The organism is Streptomyces sp. NBC_00353 (assembly GCF_036108815.1).
Classification (GTDB): domain Bacteria; phylum Actinomycetota; class Actinomycetes; order Streptomycetales; family Streptomycetaceae; genus Streptomyces.
In genome coordinates, this window is the sequence record NZ_CP107985.1 from 2,661,990 (window position 1) to 2,677,440 (window position 15,451).

A 15,451-nucleotide genomic window follows, 5' to 3' on the forward strand; every position below is an offset into this window, starting at 1 on the left:
TGTTGGCTTGCCCAGTTGCGGCTCGCACCCGATAGCATCGCCGGAAAAGCCGCCGTCCCCCGTTGCCAGCGCGGCATCATCCGCTACGAAGGTCATCCATGCCCGACAGCCAAACCTCTGCATCACGCGGCGGAGTCCGCCTTGCGCGCGGAGCTTCGCCGTGGCTCCTCCCGACCGTCGCCACCGCGGCGCTCAGCCTCACCCGGGCCCGCAAGTCCGGACGCTGGGCCGCCGTGGCCGTGCCCACCACCGCCCTCGCGGCGGGCATGCTGTGGTTCTTCCGCGACCCCGAGCGCGAGATCACCCAGGGCCGAGTCATCTCTCCGGCCGACGGTGTGGTGCAGAGCATCATGCCGTGGAAGGACGGGCGCACCCGCGTCGCGATCTTCATGAGCCCGTTGAATGTTCACGTCAACCGCGCGCCCCTGGCCGGCACGGTGACATCGGTCGAGCACATCCCCGGTGGGTTCGTCCCGGCGTTCAACAAGGAGAGCGAGAACAACGAGCGCGTTGTCTGGCACTTCGACACCGAGCTCGGTGACATCGAGATGGTGCAGATCGCGGGTGCGGTTGCCCGTCGCATCGTCCCGTACATCCCGCAGGGCACGAAGGTGGAGCAGGGCGAGCGCATCGGCCTGATCCGCTTCGGCTCCCGGGTCGACATCTACCTTCCGGAAGGTATCGATGTCGCGGTCGAGGTCGGCCAGGCCACCACCGCGGGGGTGACTCGAATTGACCGTGATTGATCCCGACACACAGGCCGGCTGGGTGCCGGAGGCCGAGGCCGAGGACGACGTCGAGGACATGCCGCTCTCTCTGCGGCTGTCGATAGCGGACACCCTCACTCTCGGTAACGCCACGTGCGGTTTCATGGCGGTGTACTTCACCACCACGGGGATCCTCATCCCGCACCTCACGGGCAGCGACGAGAGCGGCATGGCCCGGCACTCCGCGGCCACCGCCGTGATCCTGATGCTCCTCGCCGCGGTCTTCGACCTCTTCGACGGGCTGGTGGCGCGCAAGCTCCGCAGCTCGCCGATGGGCGCGGAGCTGGACAACCTCTCGGACCTGATCAGCTTCGGCCTCGCCCCGGCGTACTTCGTACTCGTGTACGGCATGGTCGCGGACGACGCACACCAGAGGGTGTCGGCGCTCGCGGCGATCGTCGTGCTGCTGGCCGTGGTGCTGAGACTGGCCAGATTCTCCTGCGTGACCATGAAGGACGGCATGTTCCAGGGCATGCCGAGCCCCTTCGGAGCGCTCACGGTCGTCTCGATCGTCCTCCTGGAGCTGCCCTTCGTACCCACGCTGCTCGCGATCGTCGGAGTGGCGTGGCTGATGGTCAGCCGGGTCGAGTACCCGAAGCCGCGGGGTGTCCTCGCGGTGGCCATGCTCAGCTGGATCGTCGGCGCGATGGGACTGCTCGCCGCCTGGGCGTTCGACGCCCCCGGCGGTCAGCTGCTCCTGCAGACCGGCTGCGCGCTGCAGGTGGTCCTGGGAGCGGTCATCCCGCTCTTCGCGACGGCACGGCGGGTGAACACCTTCCGCGACAACCGACGCGAGGCACGGGCGGCTCAGCTGCCCTAGCGGTACAGCACAAGACGTACGAGGGCCCGGGTGCTTCCCCAGCACCCGGGCCCTCCTGCATGTCCTACGGCACCCGTGACGAGCAGCCACCGCCGCGATCGGGGCCCGGGCCCTCGTGCGTGCCCCGTGTCCTGTGCGGGCGGCCCCCGCTACGCCGGGTCCCAGCGGGCGGCGAGCAGGAGCGCGATGTCGTCGGGCCGGTCTGACTCCTGCTTCGCCTCCCGGATGACCAGGTCCGCCATGTCGGCGAGCGACGGCACATCGGCTCGCTCGATCGTGGAGCGCAGCCGTTCGATGCCCAGATCGATGTCGGCCCCTGCCTGCTCGACCAGTCCGTCGGTGAACAGTGCCAGGATCGCGCCGGGGTCCAGGAGGAAGTCGCTGACCGGGTAGGACGCACGGGGGGCGACACCGAGCACGATGCCGCCTGGCAGGTCCAGGACCTCGGTCGTGTGGTCGGGATGGCGGAGCAGGGGCTGCGGGTGCCCGGCCCGGACCGCCTGGGTCCGGCCGGTGACGGGGTCGAGGACGACGTAGCAGCAGCTGGCGATCTGGCCGGGGTCGAGGTCGATGAGCAGCCGGTTGGTGCCGCTCACCACCTCCTGCGGATCGTGCCCGCTGAGAGCGAAGGCCCTTACCGCGCTGCGCAGTTGGCCCATGGTCGCGGCCGCGGCGACTCCATGCCCCTGGACGTCCCCGACGATCAGGGCCAGGCCGCGCTCCGTCTCGACGACGTCGTACCAGTCGCCTCCGATATCCATGCCCTGGGTGCCGGCGAGATACCTCCCGGCGGTGTCGACGTGTTCGAGTACGGGCAGCCGGTGCGGCAGCAGGGCGTTCTGCAGGCCACGGGCCAGGGCGGATTCCGTGTCGTATCGCTGGGCCCGCTGGAGGGACTGGGCGATGAGGCCGGCGAGCGCGGTGAGGACCGTGCGTTCCTCGGGGGTGAAGCCGCGCGGGTGGTCGAAGCCGAGGATGCAGGAGCCGACGGGCCGCCCGGACGCGATCAGCGGCAGGAACGCGCGGGCGCCGACGTCGGCGTCCAGGGGGATGCCGGGGTAGGCGGCGGCCAGGTGCTGCATGGACTCGAAGAAGATCGGGCGGCCGGTGGTGAGCGTCTCGACGCCGGGCAGGTGGGCAGTGAGGGACACCCCGTCGAAGCGGTCCAGGAAGCCCTGCGGGAAGCCGGTCTCCCAGGCCAGGTAGAGGTGCCGCTCGTTCAGCAGGTAGATGGCCAGTTGCCTGCCGCCGAACGCGGGCAGCAGTTCCTCAGTGACCACCACCGAGACCTGGCGTGCCGTGACGGCCTCCGTCAGCGCGATGGCGAGGGCGACCGGCCGGTAGAGCGCGGACGCCCGGTCGGCCGGGGAGCCGAGCCCCACGCCCGGCGTGACGACGGACCCCGGAGTATAGGCCGGCTCCGTGGCGGCGAGCGTGGCTGTCACTCCGTCGCGGCCCGGGTACAGGGACACCGACAGCCAGTCGTCGGCGTCGCGCCGCGCGAGGAAGTGCACCGGGTCGTGGGAGAGCAGCGCGGCCCGGTGGTGGTCGTCGTACGCGGGGTGTCCGAACCACGGCAGGACCTCCCACAGGACGCGTCCGACCAGGTCGGCGCCTGCCCGGTCGAGCAGCTCCTCCGCGAGAGGGTTGACGTAGGTGATCCGTCCGAGCCGGTCGAACGACATGATGCCGCGCGGCAGCCGGTCGGCCGCCTCCCCGACGATCGCTCCGGCGCCGAGGTCGACGAGGAAGCCGGTGAGACGACCGGCCGCGCCGTCACCGGGCGGCCCGGTCCGGCGGCTGGAGAGTTCGAGGAAGTTCGTCCGGCCGTCGGGGCCGCGCAGCCGCAACCGGCGTACGACCGGGCCGGGCGATCCGGCCGCCCGGCGGGCGACGGCGCACAGCCCGCACACGTCCTCCGGGGCCAACAGCGCCGTCAGCGCGTCGATGGTGCCCGCGAACTGTGCGGGATCCGTGGCGAGGATCGCGCACAGCTCCGCGTCCGCGTCGACGGCGCCCGTGTCGAGGTCCCACTCGAAGTGTCCGATCCTGACCGATGGTGCGACGGCCGAGGGCAGCTGGACGGGTACCGGCTCACCGTCCCACACGACCTGGGTGCCCTCGCCCGCCAGCTCCGCGAGGTCGGTGCCGAGCTGCCGGGCCACGTGCTCAAGACTGTGCCGGTGGGCCGACGACACCGGCTTCCCGGGGGTGGCCGGGCGCAGCACCGCCAGGACCCCGAACCTCTCGGGGCCGCCGATCGGCACGAACAGCGACCCGAACGGGAACGGCAGGCCCGCCATCAGCTGCGGGAAGCGGCGCATGGCCTCCTCGGCATCGGGGAGCATGATCGACCGGTGCGAGCGGTAGGACTCACACACCGGGAAGGGCCGGTTCACATGCATGCGCCACCAGGGGCGGAACAGCCGACCCGGCAGCCCCGCGAGCACCGCGAGCCGCAGCATCTCAGGGTTCCCGGAGCGTAGATATACGCCGCCGGCGTACCCGCCGACGGACTCGACCGCGCTCACTGCGGCCTGCGCGAGCGCCAGCGAGAGTTCGCCCGGCACTCGGCCGCCGTTCGCCGCCCCGGGCACCGTCCCGCCTTCATCCTGCGGACTGTGCCGGGTAGCGCCGTACCAGGTCACACAGTCAGGATGCGCCCCGGCGGCCCTGCAGCGCACCCGGTGAACCCGGTCCGGCAATGAACGACATCTTCCAACACCATGCGAGTCTTTTGCGTCCTATGGAAGCTGCGTCATGTGTCTGGAGTCGCAACATGTCATGGGACAGCTCGGACCCATCCGCTCCACGCGCCCACATTTTTGGGCGTTATTCGCAAAAGGCGCCAAGTCAAGTCTCAATTTTGAGCGATCATGACGCTATTTTGCAAACGGCATAGACGTCTTTGCGGTCCACTCCTAGCCTGTGGGGCGTCCGAAGAGCCCCCACGAGCCGCAAGGACGACGATCACGTGACCCCACCACCGAAACGCCTCCTGCTCAGACGCTCTCTGTCCGCCTCCCTCTCCCTGGCCCTCGCCGCGTTCGGCACCGCCGCCGCGGTCGTACTGTCCAGCGCCCCGCCCGCCCGGGCCGCGGGTGTCCCCGCACCCTCCCCCCTCGCGGTCCCCGGCCGCGGTGCGACCGTTCCGTTCAAGGAACAGGAAGCCGAGTACGCGGCCACGAACGGCACGCTGATCGGACCGAACCGGCTGTACGGCACGCTGCCCTCCGAGGCCTCGGGCCGGCAGGCCGTGACGCTGGACGCCGTCGGCGAGTACGTGGAATTCACCCTCACCGCCCCGGCGAACGCGATGTCCTTCCGGTACTCGCTGCCGGACAGCGCCGACGGAACGGGACGGGACGCCTCGATCGACGTGCGCGTGGGTGACGGGGCGCCGAAAAGCGTCCCGGTCACATCGAAGTACGGCTGGTACTACGGCGGTTACCCGTTCAACAACAACCCGGGCGACACCAACCCGCACCACTTCTACGACGAGGCCCGGACCACGTTCGGGTCGACTCTCCCCATCGGCACGAAGGTGCGGCTCCAGGTCGCCTCCACGGCCGCTTCGCCGACGTTCACCATCGACCTGGCCGACTTCGAGCAGGTCGGCGCCCCGGTCGGCAGGCCGTCGGGGGCGCTGGACGTCGTGAGCGACTTCGGCGCCGACCCGACGGGCGCCACCGACTCCACCGGCAGGATCCAGGCGGCCGTCGACGCCGGCCGGGCCCAGGGCAAGGAGGTGTACATCCCACAGGGAACGTTCCAGGTCCGCGATCACATCGTCGTCGACAAGGTGACACTGCGCGGGGCCGGTCCCTGGTACAGCGTGCTGACCGGGCGGGATCCGTCGAACCGCAGCAAGGCGGTCGGGGTCTACGGCAAGTACGCCGCGGACGGCGGCAGCACCGATGTCACCCTCAAGGACTTCGCCATCATCGGCGACATCCGTGAGCGGGTGGACAACGACCAGGTCAACGCCATCGGCGGGGCAATGTCCAATTCGGTTGTCGACAACATCTGGATGCAGCACACCAAGTGCGGCGCCTGGATGGACGGGCCTATGGACAATTTCACCGTCAAGAACAGCCGCATTCTGGACCAGACCGCCGACGGTGTGAATTTCCATTACGGCGTCACGAACTCCACCGTCACCAACACATTCGTCCGCAACACCGGTGACGACGGCCTGGCGATGTGGGCGGAGAACGTACCGAATGTGAAGAACAAGTTCACGTTCAACACCGTGATCCTGCCGATCCTCGCGAACAACATCGTGACGTACGGCGGCAAGGACATCACCATCTCCGACAACGTCATGTCCGACACGATCACCAATGGCGGCGGCCTTCATGTCGCCAATCGCTATCCCGGTGTGAATTCCGGTCGGGGCACGGCGGTCTCCGGCATCACGACAGCCGCCCGGAACACTCTGATCCGTACCGGGAACAACGACTTCAACTGGCGGTTCGGGGTCGGCGCGATCTGGTTCAGCGGACTCAACGAACCCATCAACGCCACGATCAACATCACCGACACCGAGATACTCGACAGTTCGTACGCCGCGATCCATCTGATCGAGGGTGCGACCAACGGGCTGCATTTCGACAACGTCAGGATCGACGGCGCGGGTACCTACGCCCTGCAGATCCAGGCTCCGGGGACGGCGACGTTCACCAATGTCGTCGCCACGCACATCGCCCAGTCGAACCCGATCCACAACTGTGTCGGCAGTGGCTTCCAGATCACCCGAGGCAGCGGAAACTCCGGCTGGTACGCCGACCCGCCGGTCTGCACCGGCACCTGGCCGGACCCGGTGTGGACCAACGGCGGGGTGCCGGGAGGCGGGACCGACCCGACCGACCCGCCCACCGACCCTCCGACCGATCCCGGCAACCTTGCCCTGGGCCGGCCGGTCACCGAATCGGGGCACGCGGACGTCTATGGTGCGGCAAACGCCGTGGACGGCAATGCGAACAGCTACTGGGAGAGCACCAACCACGCCTTCCCGCAGACCATCACCGTGGACCTCGGCGCTCCCCGGGCCGTCAAACGTGTGGTCCTGAAGCTGCCCCCGGCGACGGCATGGGCGACCCGCACGCAGACGCTGAGCGTGTCGGGCAGCGCCGACAACTCCTCGTACAGCTCGCTCAAGGGGTCGGCCGGCTACGTCTTCGACCCGGCCGGCGGCAATACGGCAACGGTCACTCTGCCGGGTACATCGGCCCGCTATCTGCGGCTGACGTTCACCGCGAACACGGGGTGGCCCGCGGGTCAGCTCTCGGAACTGGAGGTGTACACCAGCTGATGATGCGACCGGCCGCCGGACGGGTCCGGGCCCGTCCGGCGGCCGGTCGGACGTTCCGGGCGGGCCACGGCCCGTCCCGGCTCAGCCCGGCTCGATCCGGCTCGGTTCAGCTCACGACAGGAAGTCGCGGGCGATCCCTTCCGCCACCCGCTCCAGCAGCGGGCCCGCCTGTGCCATGCACACGGCCGGGTCCGGCTCCAGCTCCGTGAGGGCGTACGCGCGCCGGATGCCGGCCCTGCCCAGCGCCTCCGGAGGCAGTGCCAGACGGCCGCAGACCGCCACCACCTCCAGCCCCGCCGCGCGGGCCGCCGCCGCGACGCCGGCCGGGGCCTTGCCGTGCAGGGTCTGCTCGTCGAGGGAGCCCTCACCGGTGATCACCAGCGTGGCGCGGGCCAGCGCCGGCGCGAAGCCGAGTACGTCGAGCATGACCTCGATGCCGGGGCGGAACCGGGCGCCGAGCGCTACCAGCGCCCCGTAGCCGATACCTCCCGCGGCACCCGCACCGGGGAGCTTCGCGTGGTCCGGGCCCAGGACGGACGCGTAGTGGGCGAGCGCCGCGTCGAGGATCGCGATGTCGTCCTCGCTCGCGCCCTTCTGCCGCCCGTAGACCTCCGGGGCGCCCTTCGGACCGGTCAGTGGGTTGTCCACGTCGCTGGCGAGGATCAGGTCCACGTCGGCCAGCCGCGGGTCGAGGCCGGACAGATCCGCCTCGGCCAGTTCCGCGAGGCCGCCGCCACCGGGGCCGACGGGCTTGCCGTCCGCGTCCAGGAATCGGGCGCCGAGCGCGGCCAGCATGCCCGCGCCGCCGTCGGTCGTCGCACTGCCGCCGACCCCGAACACAATGGTCCGGGCGCCTGCGTCCAGCGCCGCGGCAAGCAGCTCACCGGAGCCGTACGTGGTGGCCGTGAGCGGGGCGAAGACCCCTGCCGGAAGGTGCTGGAGGCCCGAGGCCTCGGCCATCTCCACCACCGCGGTGGTGTCGCGCAGCGCGTACGCCGCGGTCACGGTCTCCCCGCGCGGCCCGGTCACACGCGCTTCGCGCCGCTCGAAGCCGGCGGCCACCGCCGCCGCCACCGTGCCGTCGCCGCCGTCCGCCACCGGCAGGGTCTCGACCTGCACCTCGGGGACGATGCGCCGCAGCCCGGCTGTCACCCGCTCCGCGACCTGTACCGCGGTGAGCGATCCCTTGAACTTGTCCGCCGCGACGAGCACGCGGGCGGTCTCCATCACTGCTCCGTCCGTCACCTTGCATCCCTTGCTTTCGAACAGGCAGTCGCGCCGCCCCGACCCTATCCGGAGCACCCGCCCCGTGCCCATGGGTGTCCGGGCCCTGGACCGGGCTCCGGTGGCCGGCCCGATGCCCCTACTACGCTGCGCACGTGACCACCACTGACTACGCCACGTACATCGCAGGACTGCCCAGGGTGCTGGCCGCCGCGGCAACCGTCTTCCAGGACGGGGAGGGACGGGTCCTGCTCGTCGAGCCGAACTACCGGGACGGCTGGGCGCTGCCCGGCGGAACGATCGAGTCCGACGAGGGCGAGACCCCGCGCCGGGCCGCGCGCCGTGAGACGGCCGAGGAGATCGGGCTCGATCTCGAGCCGGGACGGCTGCTCGCGGTCGACTGGGCGCGCAGCCCCGCACGGCCACCGATCGCCGCGTATCTGTACGACGGCGGAGTCCTGGACGACGTCCAGCTGAAGGCGATCCGGCTGCAGGAGGAGGAGCTCCTGTCCTGGAAGCTGGTGGAGCGCGACGCGCTCGACCAGTATCTGCCCGGTTCGCTCGGACACCGGGTGCGGGCGGCACTTGAGGTGCGCGACTCCGGAACCGGCGCCGTGGAGCTGGAGGACGGCAGGCCGGTCACCCCCTGACCGTACCGTTCGACGGCGTTCCGGGGCTGCCGACGACGGCGGGGACCCACCACGCGTGCCGCATCGGGACCGACGGTGGCCTCGGCCACGGGAGGGCCCTGACAGCGTGATCAAAACGCCTCGCGGGCGGCGGGCGTCGCTGCGTACGCTCGCCGTATGACTCTCGTCGCGATACTCAGCGGCGCCGGCATCTCCACGGACTCCGGCATCCCCGACTACCGCGGGCCGAACGGCCTCTGGCGGAAGGACCCCGAGGCCGAGAAACTCGTCACGTACGACTTCTACATGGCCGATCCGGAGATCCGGCGCCGCTCCTGGCAGATGCGCCGCACCAGCGCGACCTGGCACGCCGAGCCGAACGCCGCCCACCGGGCCGTTGCGGACCTGGAGCGGGCCGGGGTTCCGGTGCGGGTGATCACGCAGAACGTCGATGGGCTGCATCAGCTGGCCGGTGTCTCCGCCCGCAAGGTCCTCGAACTGCACGGCACCGCCCGCGAGGTGGTCTGCACCCGATGCCACGCCCGGTCACCCATGGCTCAGGCGCTGACCAGGGTCGAGGAGGGCGAGGCCGACCCGGTGTGCACGGTCTGCGGCGGCATCCTGAAGTCGGCCACGGTCATGTTCGGTGAGCGGCTCGATCCGGTGGTGCTGGGCGAGGCGATGTCGATCGCGAAGGCCTGCGAGGTGTTCATCGCAGTCGGTACGACGCTGCAGGTGCAGCCCGCCGCGTCGCTGGCCGGGATCGCGGCGGAGTACGGTGCGCGGCTGATCGTCGTGAACGCCGAGCCGACGCCGTACGACGAACTGGCCGAGGAGACGATCCGCGAGCCCATCGGAACCGCGCTGCCGTCACTGCTCGCGCGGCTGTCCGCCGAAGCGGGGGCTGACGGCTGACGGGCGAGGGGCGGCGGCCTGCCTCTGCGGGCGATCACGCCCGGCTGGCCTTCGCACATGGATGACGCCCAGAGCCCCCCAACAGCGGCTCCAGCAGCTGGCCCAGGACTCGCAGCGGGAGTTTCTCGGCGTACTGACCGAGTCCGAACGCAGTACGTCGATGGAGCTGCTCGGCCGCGTGCTGCGGGCCAACGGAGGCTAGGACGAACCGAGTTCCTGCTGTACGCGGCGCGAGGGTCGGAAGGTGTAGAGGTCGAGGATGTCGGGGGCGTCCGCGAGGCCGGGGCCACCCGCATCGACCCAGGCGACGATGTCGGCGACGGCATCCGGGTCGTTGACGAGGCCGAGCCAGACCGGACGGCCACCCGCCTTCCTGCCCTCGGCCGAGGGCTGCACGACGATGACGTTGGCCTGCTCGCAGGCGTCCAGGCACTCCACGGCGCGCACCGCGGCGATCTCGCCGAGGGACCGGCGCAGAGCTGCGAGCTGACCGGCATGGTCCACGTCCGGGATCTTCGGCGTACCGCAGCAGCAGCCCCGGCAGACACTGACGGTGGGCCGGGGTGCGCCCGGGGCGGATGTGTCGGCCTTGCGGGTGCGGCGGCTCATGCGGGGACGCTTCCGGTCGTGACGCGGGCGAAGGTGAGGGCGCGGATGATCACTGTGGGACTGTACCGAGAGCGGAGTGAAGTCGAACACTTGAGCCCCTCTGGCGCCGGTGGCTGTGCGGGGGTGCGGTAAAGTGGGTGGCTGCGAAGGGGAGTAGCCCCGCAAACCGGTCGTCGACACACTGGAACCCTCGGGTTCCCGGTGGCCGGGCTCGTAGATGGTTACGGGCGGGCGAGACCTTCGGTCAGGTATGACACGCCCGCGCCCTGTGGGCGCTGCAGTCATGCCGGGCCGAGTGGTCCTCCGAAAAGCCCGAGTGGCGCTTCGCGGAAAGACCCGGGGCCCGGCTCTCACAGAAAGCCACCCGGAATGCATCTCGACCCCCTGGCGATCATCACCGCCTTCGGGCTGATCTTCCTCGCGGAGCTCCCCGACAAGACCATGTTCGCGTCGCTGGCCATGGGCACACGCATGCGGCCGCTCTATGTCTGGTTCGGTACCTCGTCCGCGTTCCTCGTGCATGTCGCGATCGCCGTCGGCGCCGGCGGTCTGATCGGGCTGCTGCCCGACTGGATCGTCAAGCTCGTCTCGGCGGCCCTCTTCGCGTTCGGCGCGTTCATGCTGCTGCGCGGCGGGGGTGACGACGGCGACGAGGACAGCGAAGTCAAGACCGTGACCGGCTTCTGGCCGGTCTACTCGACCGCGTTCATGGCCGTGTTCATCAGTGAATGGGGCGACCTCACCCAGATCACGACGGCCAACCTGGCCGCCAGTAACGGCACGTGGTCCACGGCCATCGGATCCCTGGCCGCGCTGATGTCCGTCTCCGCGCTGGCGCTGCTCGCGGGACGCTTCATCGCGAAGCGGGTTCCGCTGGGGACGGTCCAGCGCATCGGCGGGCTGTGCATGCTGGGGCTGGCGATCTGGTCGGTGGTCGAGATCTTCACGGCCTGAGCCGGTTCCGCAACGCAGCAGGCCACGACGGAGCCCGACGGTCGCCCCGTGCGACCGTCGGGCTTCGCCGTGTCCGGATCACAGCCCTCAGAAGAGCGCCGGGGTGTCCTCCCCCGTGCCGTTCTCGAAGGCCAGCAGCCGCTGCTTGCGGTCGAGACCGCCGCCGTAGCCGGTGAGGCTGCCGGAGGCTCCGATGACCCGGTGGCACGGAACGATGATCCCCACCGGATTCTTGCCGTTGGCGAGGCCCACCGCGCGTGAGGCGCCCGGCTTGCCCAGGTGCTCGGCGAGTTCTCCGTACGAGCGTGTCTCCCCGTACGGGATCTGCCGGAGCTGCTCCCACACGCTGCGCTGGAACGGCGTTCCGTCCAGGTGCAGCGGCAGATCGAACTCCCGCAGCTCGCCCGCGAAGTAGGCATCCAGCTGGCGGATCGTCTCCGCGAAGGGGCGTGGATCGGGGTCGCCGAAGGTCTCCTCGGGCGGCCGGTGCCGCTGCTCGGTCATATAGAGGCCCGAGAGCACGCCGTCGGTGGCGACGAGGGTGAGCGGGCCGTACGGGCTGTCGACGACCGTGTGCCGACGGGTCGCGAGATGTGTCGCAGTCATGCGGGAACTCCCTTATACGGGCTTATACGGGCAGGTGGTTGATGGGGTGGTCGTCGACGGTCCACAGATACTGGACCGCGTACGCCCGCCAGGGGCGCCAGGCTGCCGCTCGTGCGGTGAGCGCCGCGGGTGTCGACGGGAGGCCGAGTTCCGCCGCCGCCCGCCGGATTCCGAGGTCGGTGGGGAGGAAAGCGTCCGGGTCGCCGAGCGCCCGCATGGCGATGACCTCGACGGTCCACGGGCCGAAGCCGGGCAGTGCGATGAGTTCGGCCCGGGCCCTCTCCCACTCGCTGTCGGTGCCGAGCTGCAGCGAGCCGTCGGCGAGCGCACCGACCAGTGTGGTGAGGGTGGTGCGGCGGCTGCGGGGCAGGGCGAGTTGCTCCGGGTCGAGGCATGCCAGCGCCTCGGGGGTGGGGAAGAGGTGGGTGAGGCCGCCCTCCGGGTCGTCGACAGGGATGCCGTGCGCGGTGACCAGGCGGGCCGCGTGCGTGCGGGCGGCGGCCGTGGAGACCTGCTGGCCGAGCACTGCCCGTACGGCGAACTCCGCGCCGTCGACGGTACGCGGCACCCGCCGCCCGGGGGCCTTGTCGATCAGCGGGGCGAGCAGCGGATCGCCCCGCAGCTGGTCGTCGACGGCGACCGGGTCGGCGTCCAGGTCGAGCAGCCAGCGGCAGCGGCTGATGGCGAGGGTGAGGTCGCGCGGATCGGTGAGGAAGAGCCGGCACGCGATGTGGTCGGGGTACGGGGTGAGGGCGACGATGCCGTGCCCGTACGGAAGGGTGAGCGTGCGTCGGTAGGCGCCGTCGCGCCATTCCTCGACGCCGGGGACCGCTGTCGCGGCGAGGTGGCCGAAGAGGTTGGACGGGTTGAGCGGGGCCCGGTACGGCAGCCTCAGCGCGATCACGCCCGGTGTCGCCGACGTCTTCACGGACCGGGCGGCACGGGTGCGCAGCTCGCCGGGCGCGAGGGCGAAGACCTCACGGACGGTGTCGTTGAAGGTACGGACGGACGAGAACCCGGCCGCGAACGCCACGTCGGCCATGGGTAGTCCGGTCGTCTCGATGAGCAGCCGGGCGGTCTGGGCGCGCTGGGCGCGGGCCAGGGCCAACGGGCCGGCGCCCAGTTCGGCGAGGAGCTGGCGTTCGATCTGACGGGCGGAGTAGCCGAGCCGGGCGGCCAGCCCGGGCACGCCCTCGCGGTCGACGACCCCGTCCGCGATGAGCCGCATCGCGCGGGCGACCGAGTCGGCGCGGGCGTTCCACTCCGGGGAGCCGGGGCTGGTGTCGGGCCGGCACCGCTTGCAGGCGCGGAATCCGGCCTGCTGGCAGGCGGCGGCGCTGGGGTAGAAGGTCATGTTCTCGACCTTGGGCGGCACGACGGGGCAGCTCGGACGGCAGTAGATCCGGGTGGTCAGGACCGCCGTGAAGAACCAGCCGTCGAAGCGGGCGTCCTTGGACAGGACGGCCCGTACGCAGCGCTCGGTGTCGGTGTACATGCTTCAAGCATGGGTCACCGGACACGTGGGGGCTGGCGAGAATCCGACATCAGCCTTTCGCTGCCAGGACCTCTTCGAACTCCACGAACGCATGTGCGTCGAAGAGCACGAACCGCACCTCCTCGACCGGCGCGGCAGCCTCCGCCAGCACGGTATGGACGGCGATGCGCGCGCCGTCGTCCATGGGCCAGCCGTAGATGCCGGTCGAGATGGCGGGAAAGGCCACGGTACGGGCGCCCAGCTCGGCGGCCACCCGCAGCGATTCGCGGTAGCAGGAGGCCAGCAGCGCGGACCGGTCCTCGGTGCTGCTCCAGACCGGTCCCACCGTGTGGACCACCCATCGGGCGTCGAGCCTGCCGGCGGTCGTGGCGACCGCCTGGCCGGTGGGCAGCCCCTTTCCGTACTGCGAGGCGCGCAGCTCCCGGCACGCGGCGAGGATCTCCGGACCGCCTCGCCGGTGGATGGCTCCGTCGACCCCGCCGCCGCCGAGGAGCGAGGAGTTCGCCGCGTTGACGATGACATCGGCGGACTGCTGGGTGATGTCACCGCGTACCAGGGTGACGGTGACGGCCTCAGGTGTGTGCATGTGGCCATGATGTCGTCACCGGGCGGCTCCGGTGGGTCAGGCCGCCCGGAGTCGTCGCCAGACCGCCTTCGCCGCATGGTGACCGGACATCCCGTGCACCCCGGGCCCGGGAGGGGTGGCCGAGGAGCACAGGAACACGGCCGGGTGCGCCGTCGCGTAAGGCACGCGGGCGAGCTTCGGCCGGATCACCGTCTGCAGTCCGGCGAACGCGCCGCAGGCGATGTCACCGCCGACGTAATTGGCGTTGCGCACGGCGAGTTGTGGCGGACCGGCGACGGCACGGGCGAGCACCAGATCGCGGAAGCCGGGCGCGAACCGCTCCAGCTGCCGCTCGATGACTTCGGTGGCGTCACCCTCCCAGCCCGCCGGGACATGCCCGTACGCCCAGAAGACGTGACGGCCCTCCGGCGCGCGCGACGGGTCGAAGAGGCTGGGCTGCGCGGTGATCAGGAACGGCACGCTCGGGTCGCGGCCCGCCACCGCGGCGCGCAGCGCGCCCTCGATCTCACCGGCCGTGGGACCGACATGGACCGTGCCGGCCCGCCGTGCCTCCTTCGCGGTCCAGGGGACGGGGCCCGACAGGGCATAGTCGACCTTGAAACAGGAGGCGCCGTACCGGTAGCCGCGGTAGGCGTGACCCAGTCCGGCGATCCGGGCGAGGGCGGTCGGCGAGGTGTCGAAGACGTAGGCCCGCGCGGGCGGGAGCTCGTCGAGGCGCTTGACCTCCGTGCCGGTACGGATCGCGCCACCCAGTTCGCGTACGTACGAGGCGAGGGCGTCCGAGATGGCCTGTGAGCCGCCGCGCGGCACCGGCCAGCCGTTCTCGTGCGCGGCGAGCGCGAAGAGCAGCGCGATGCCGCCGGTGGCGATTCCGCTGGTGGGAGCTATGGCGTGGGCGGCGAGCCCGGCAAACAGGCCGCGCGCCTTCGCGCCCTGGAACCGGCGGGAGAGCAGCGTGGCGGGCTGGATCGCATTCAGTCCGAACCGCGCCCAGTGGTACGGATCGCGCGGCAGCCCGTCCCACGGGGTCCGCAGGAAGTCCTGGGCGAGCGTGTCCCAGTGGCCGAGGTACGGGGCGAGCAGTCTGCGGTACGCCCCCGCGTCCTGCGGCCCCAGCGACATGGCGCTCTCCCCCACCGACCCGGTGAGAATCGCGGCGGAGCCGTCCGGGAAGGGGTGGGCGAGCGCCAGCTCGGGCTGGAGCCACTCCAGGCCGTGCCGGGCGAGCGGCATGGCCGCGAACGCGGGCGAGCCGATGCCCAGCGGGTGCACGGCGGAACACGGGTCGTGGCGGAAGCCGGGGAGGGTGAGCTCCTCGGTGCGGGCGCCGCCTCCGACGGTCTCTGCCGCCTCGAACACCTCCACCGAGAAGCCACGGCGGGCCAGTTCGGCGGCGGCGGTCAGTCCGTTGGGTCCCGCCCCCACGACGACGGCATCGAGCATCGACGGCACCTGCGGACTCCTTTGTCAGCCGACAGCCAAGAGACTCAAGGATATTCCGCCGCATCGACAGCCGGGCCGCGGGTAACGTC

General features: G+C 70.9%; 14 protein-coding genes. 7 read left to right on the plus strand and 7 right to left on the minus strand.

Features of this window, described 5'->3' with window-relative positions:
- Nucleotides 1-98 precede the first annotated feature (98 nt).
- Nucleotides 99-746: a phosphatidylserine decarboxylase gene (locus tag OHA88_RS12210; protein WP_030916556.1), complete on the plus strand. Its 648-nt coding sequence runs from the start codon at nt 99-101 to the stop codon at nt 744-746.
- Nucleotides 733-1,587: a CDP-diacylglycerol--serine O-phosphatidyltransferase gene (pssA, locus tag OHA88_RS12215; RefSeq protein ID WP_328625518.1), complete on the plus strand. Its 855-nt coding sequence runs from the start codon at nt 733-735 to the stop codon at nt 1,585-1,587. The genes OHA88_RS12210 and pssA overlap by 14 nt, the downstream gene beginning before the upstream one ends.
- A gap of 149 nt (nt 1,588-1,736) precedes the next feature.
- Here pssA and OHA88_RS12220 read toward each other — a convergent pair whose 3' ends face one another.
- Nucleotides 1,737-4,235 carry a SpoIIE family protein phosphatase gene (locus OHA88_RS12220; protein ID WP_443044215.1) on the minus strand — a complete coding sequence of 833 codons (2,499 nt, stop codon included), beginning with the start codon at nt 4,233-4,235 and terminating at the stop codon, nt 1,737-1,739.
- Between the two features lie 326 nt (nt 4,236-4,561).
- Here OHA88_RS12220 and OHA88_RS12225 point away from each other — a divergent pair, with 326 nt between their 5' ends.
- A complete protein-coding gene (locus tag OHA88_RS12225; protein ID WP_328625519.1) occupies nt 4,562-6,901 on the plus strand; it encodes a galactose-binding domain-containing protein in 2,340 nt (779 codons plus the stop codon).
- A gap of 111 nt (nt 6,902-7,012) precedes the next feature.
- Here the strand turns inward: OHA88_RS12225 and OHA88_RS12230 are convergent, their stop codons facing one another.
- The gene (locus OHA88_RS12230; protein ID WP_328629664.1) at nt 7,013-8,128 is read right to left on the minus strand and encodes a glycerate kinase; all 1,116 of its coding nucleotides are present in this window, start codon (nt 8,126-8,128) and stop codon (nt 7,013-7,015) included.
- A 152-nt stretch (nt 8,129-8,280) separates the two neighbouring features.
- Here OHA88_RS12230 and OHA88_RS12235 point away from each other — a divergent pair, with 152 nt between their 5' ends.
- The 3 genes from OHA88_RS12235 to OHA88_RS12245 all read left to right on the plus strand — a co-directional run bounded on the left by OHA88_RS12235 (nt 8,281) and on the right by OHA88_RS12245 (nt 9,871).
- The gene (locus OHA88_RS12235) at nt 8,281-8,775 is read left to right on the plus strand and encodes an NUDIX hydrolase (protein WP_326606557.1); all 495 of its coding nucleotides are present in this window, start codon (nt 8,281-8,283) and stop codon (nt 8,773-8,775) included.
- Nucleotides 8,776-8,931: 156 nt separating this feature from the next.
- Nucleotides 8,932-9,669, plus strand: coding sequence for an SIR2 family NAD-dependent protein deacylase (locus OHA88_RS12240; protein WP_328625520.1), 738 nt, complete (start codon nt 8,932-8,934; stop codon nt 9,667-9,669).
- A gap of 61 nt (nt 9,670-9,730) precedes the next feature.
- Entirely contained in the window at nt 9,731-9,871 is a 141-nt protein-coding gene (locus OHA88_RS12245) for a hypothetical protein (RefSeq protein WP_328625521.1), read from the plus strand.
- Here the strand turns inward: OHA88_RS12245 and OHA88_RS12250 are convergent.
- On the minus strand, nt 9,868-10,278 hold the full coding sequence (locus tag OHA88_RS12250) for a (2Fe-2S) ferredoxin domain-containing protein (protein WP_328625522.1): 411 nt from the start codon (nt 10,276-10,278) through the stop codon (nt 9,868-9,870). The genes OHA88_RS12245 and OHA88_RS12250 overlap by 4 nt on opposite strands.
- Before the next feature lie 369 nt (nt 10,279-10,647).
- Here OHA88_RS12250 and OHA88_RS12255 point away from each other — a divergent pair, with 369 nt between their 5' ends.
- On the plus strand, nt 10,648-11,232 hold the full coding sequence (locus tag OHA88_RS12255) for a TMEM165/GDT1 family protein (protein WP_326625988.1): 585 nt from the start codon (nt 10,648-10,650) through the stop codon (nt 11,230-11,232).
- Between the two features lie 87 nt (nt 11,233-11,319).
- Here OHA88_RS12255 and OHA88_RS12260 read toward each other — a convergent pair whose 3' ends face one another.
- Genes OHA88_RS12260 through OHA88_RS12275 form a run of 4 tightly spaced genes read right to left on the minus strand, consistent with a single transcriptional unit; the run spans nt 11,320 to nt 15,371 of the window.
- Nucleotides 11,320-11,838, minus strand: coding sequence for a methylated-DNA--[protein]-cysteine S-methyltransferase (locus OHA88_RS12260; protein ID WP_267000138.1), 519 nt, complete (start codon nt 11,836-11,838; stop codon nt 11,320-11,322).
- A 22-nt stretch (nt 11,839-11,860) separates the two neighbouring features.
- The gene (locus OHA88_RS12265) at nt 11,861-13,333 is read right to left on the minus strand and encodes an AlkA N-terminal domain-containing protein (protein WP_328625523.1); all 1,473 of its coding nucleotides are present in this window, start codon (nt 13,331-13,333) and stop codon (nt 11,861-11,863) included.
- A gap of 49 nt (nt 13,334-13,382) precedes the next feature.
- Nucleotides 13,383-13,919, minus strand: coding sequence for an O-acetyl-ADP-ribose deacetylase (locus OHA88_RS12270; RefSeq protein WP_328625524.1), 537 nt, complete (start codon nt 13,917-13,919; stop codon nt 13,383-13,385).
- 36 nt (nt 13,920-13,955) lie between these two features.
- On the minus strand, nt 13,956-15,371 hold the full coding sequence (locus tag OHA88_RS12275) for a phytoene desaturase family protein (RefSeq protein ID WP_326606549.1): 1,416 nt from the start codon (nt 15,369-15,371) through the stop codon (nt 13,956-13,958).
- Nucleotides 15,372-15,451: the final 80 nt, after the last annotated feature.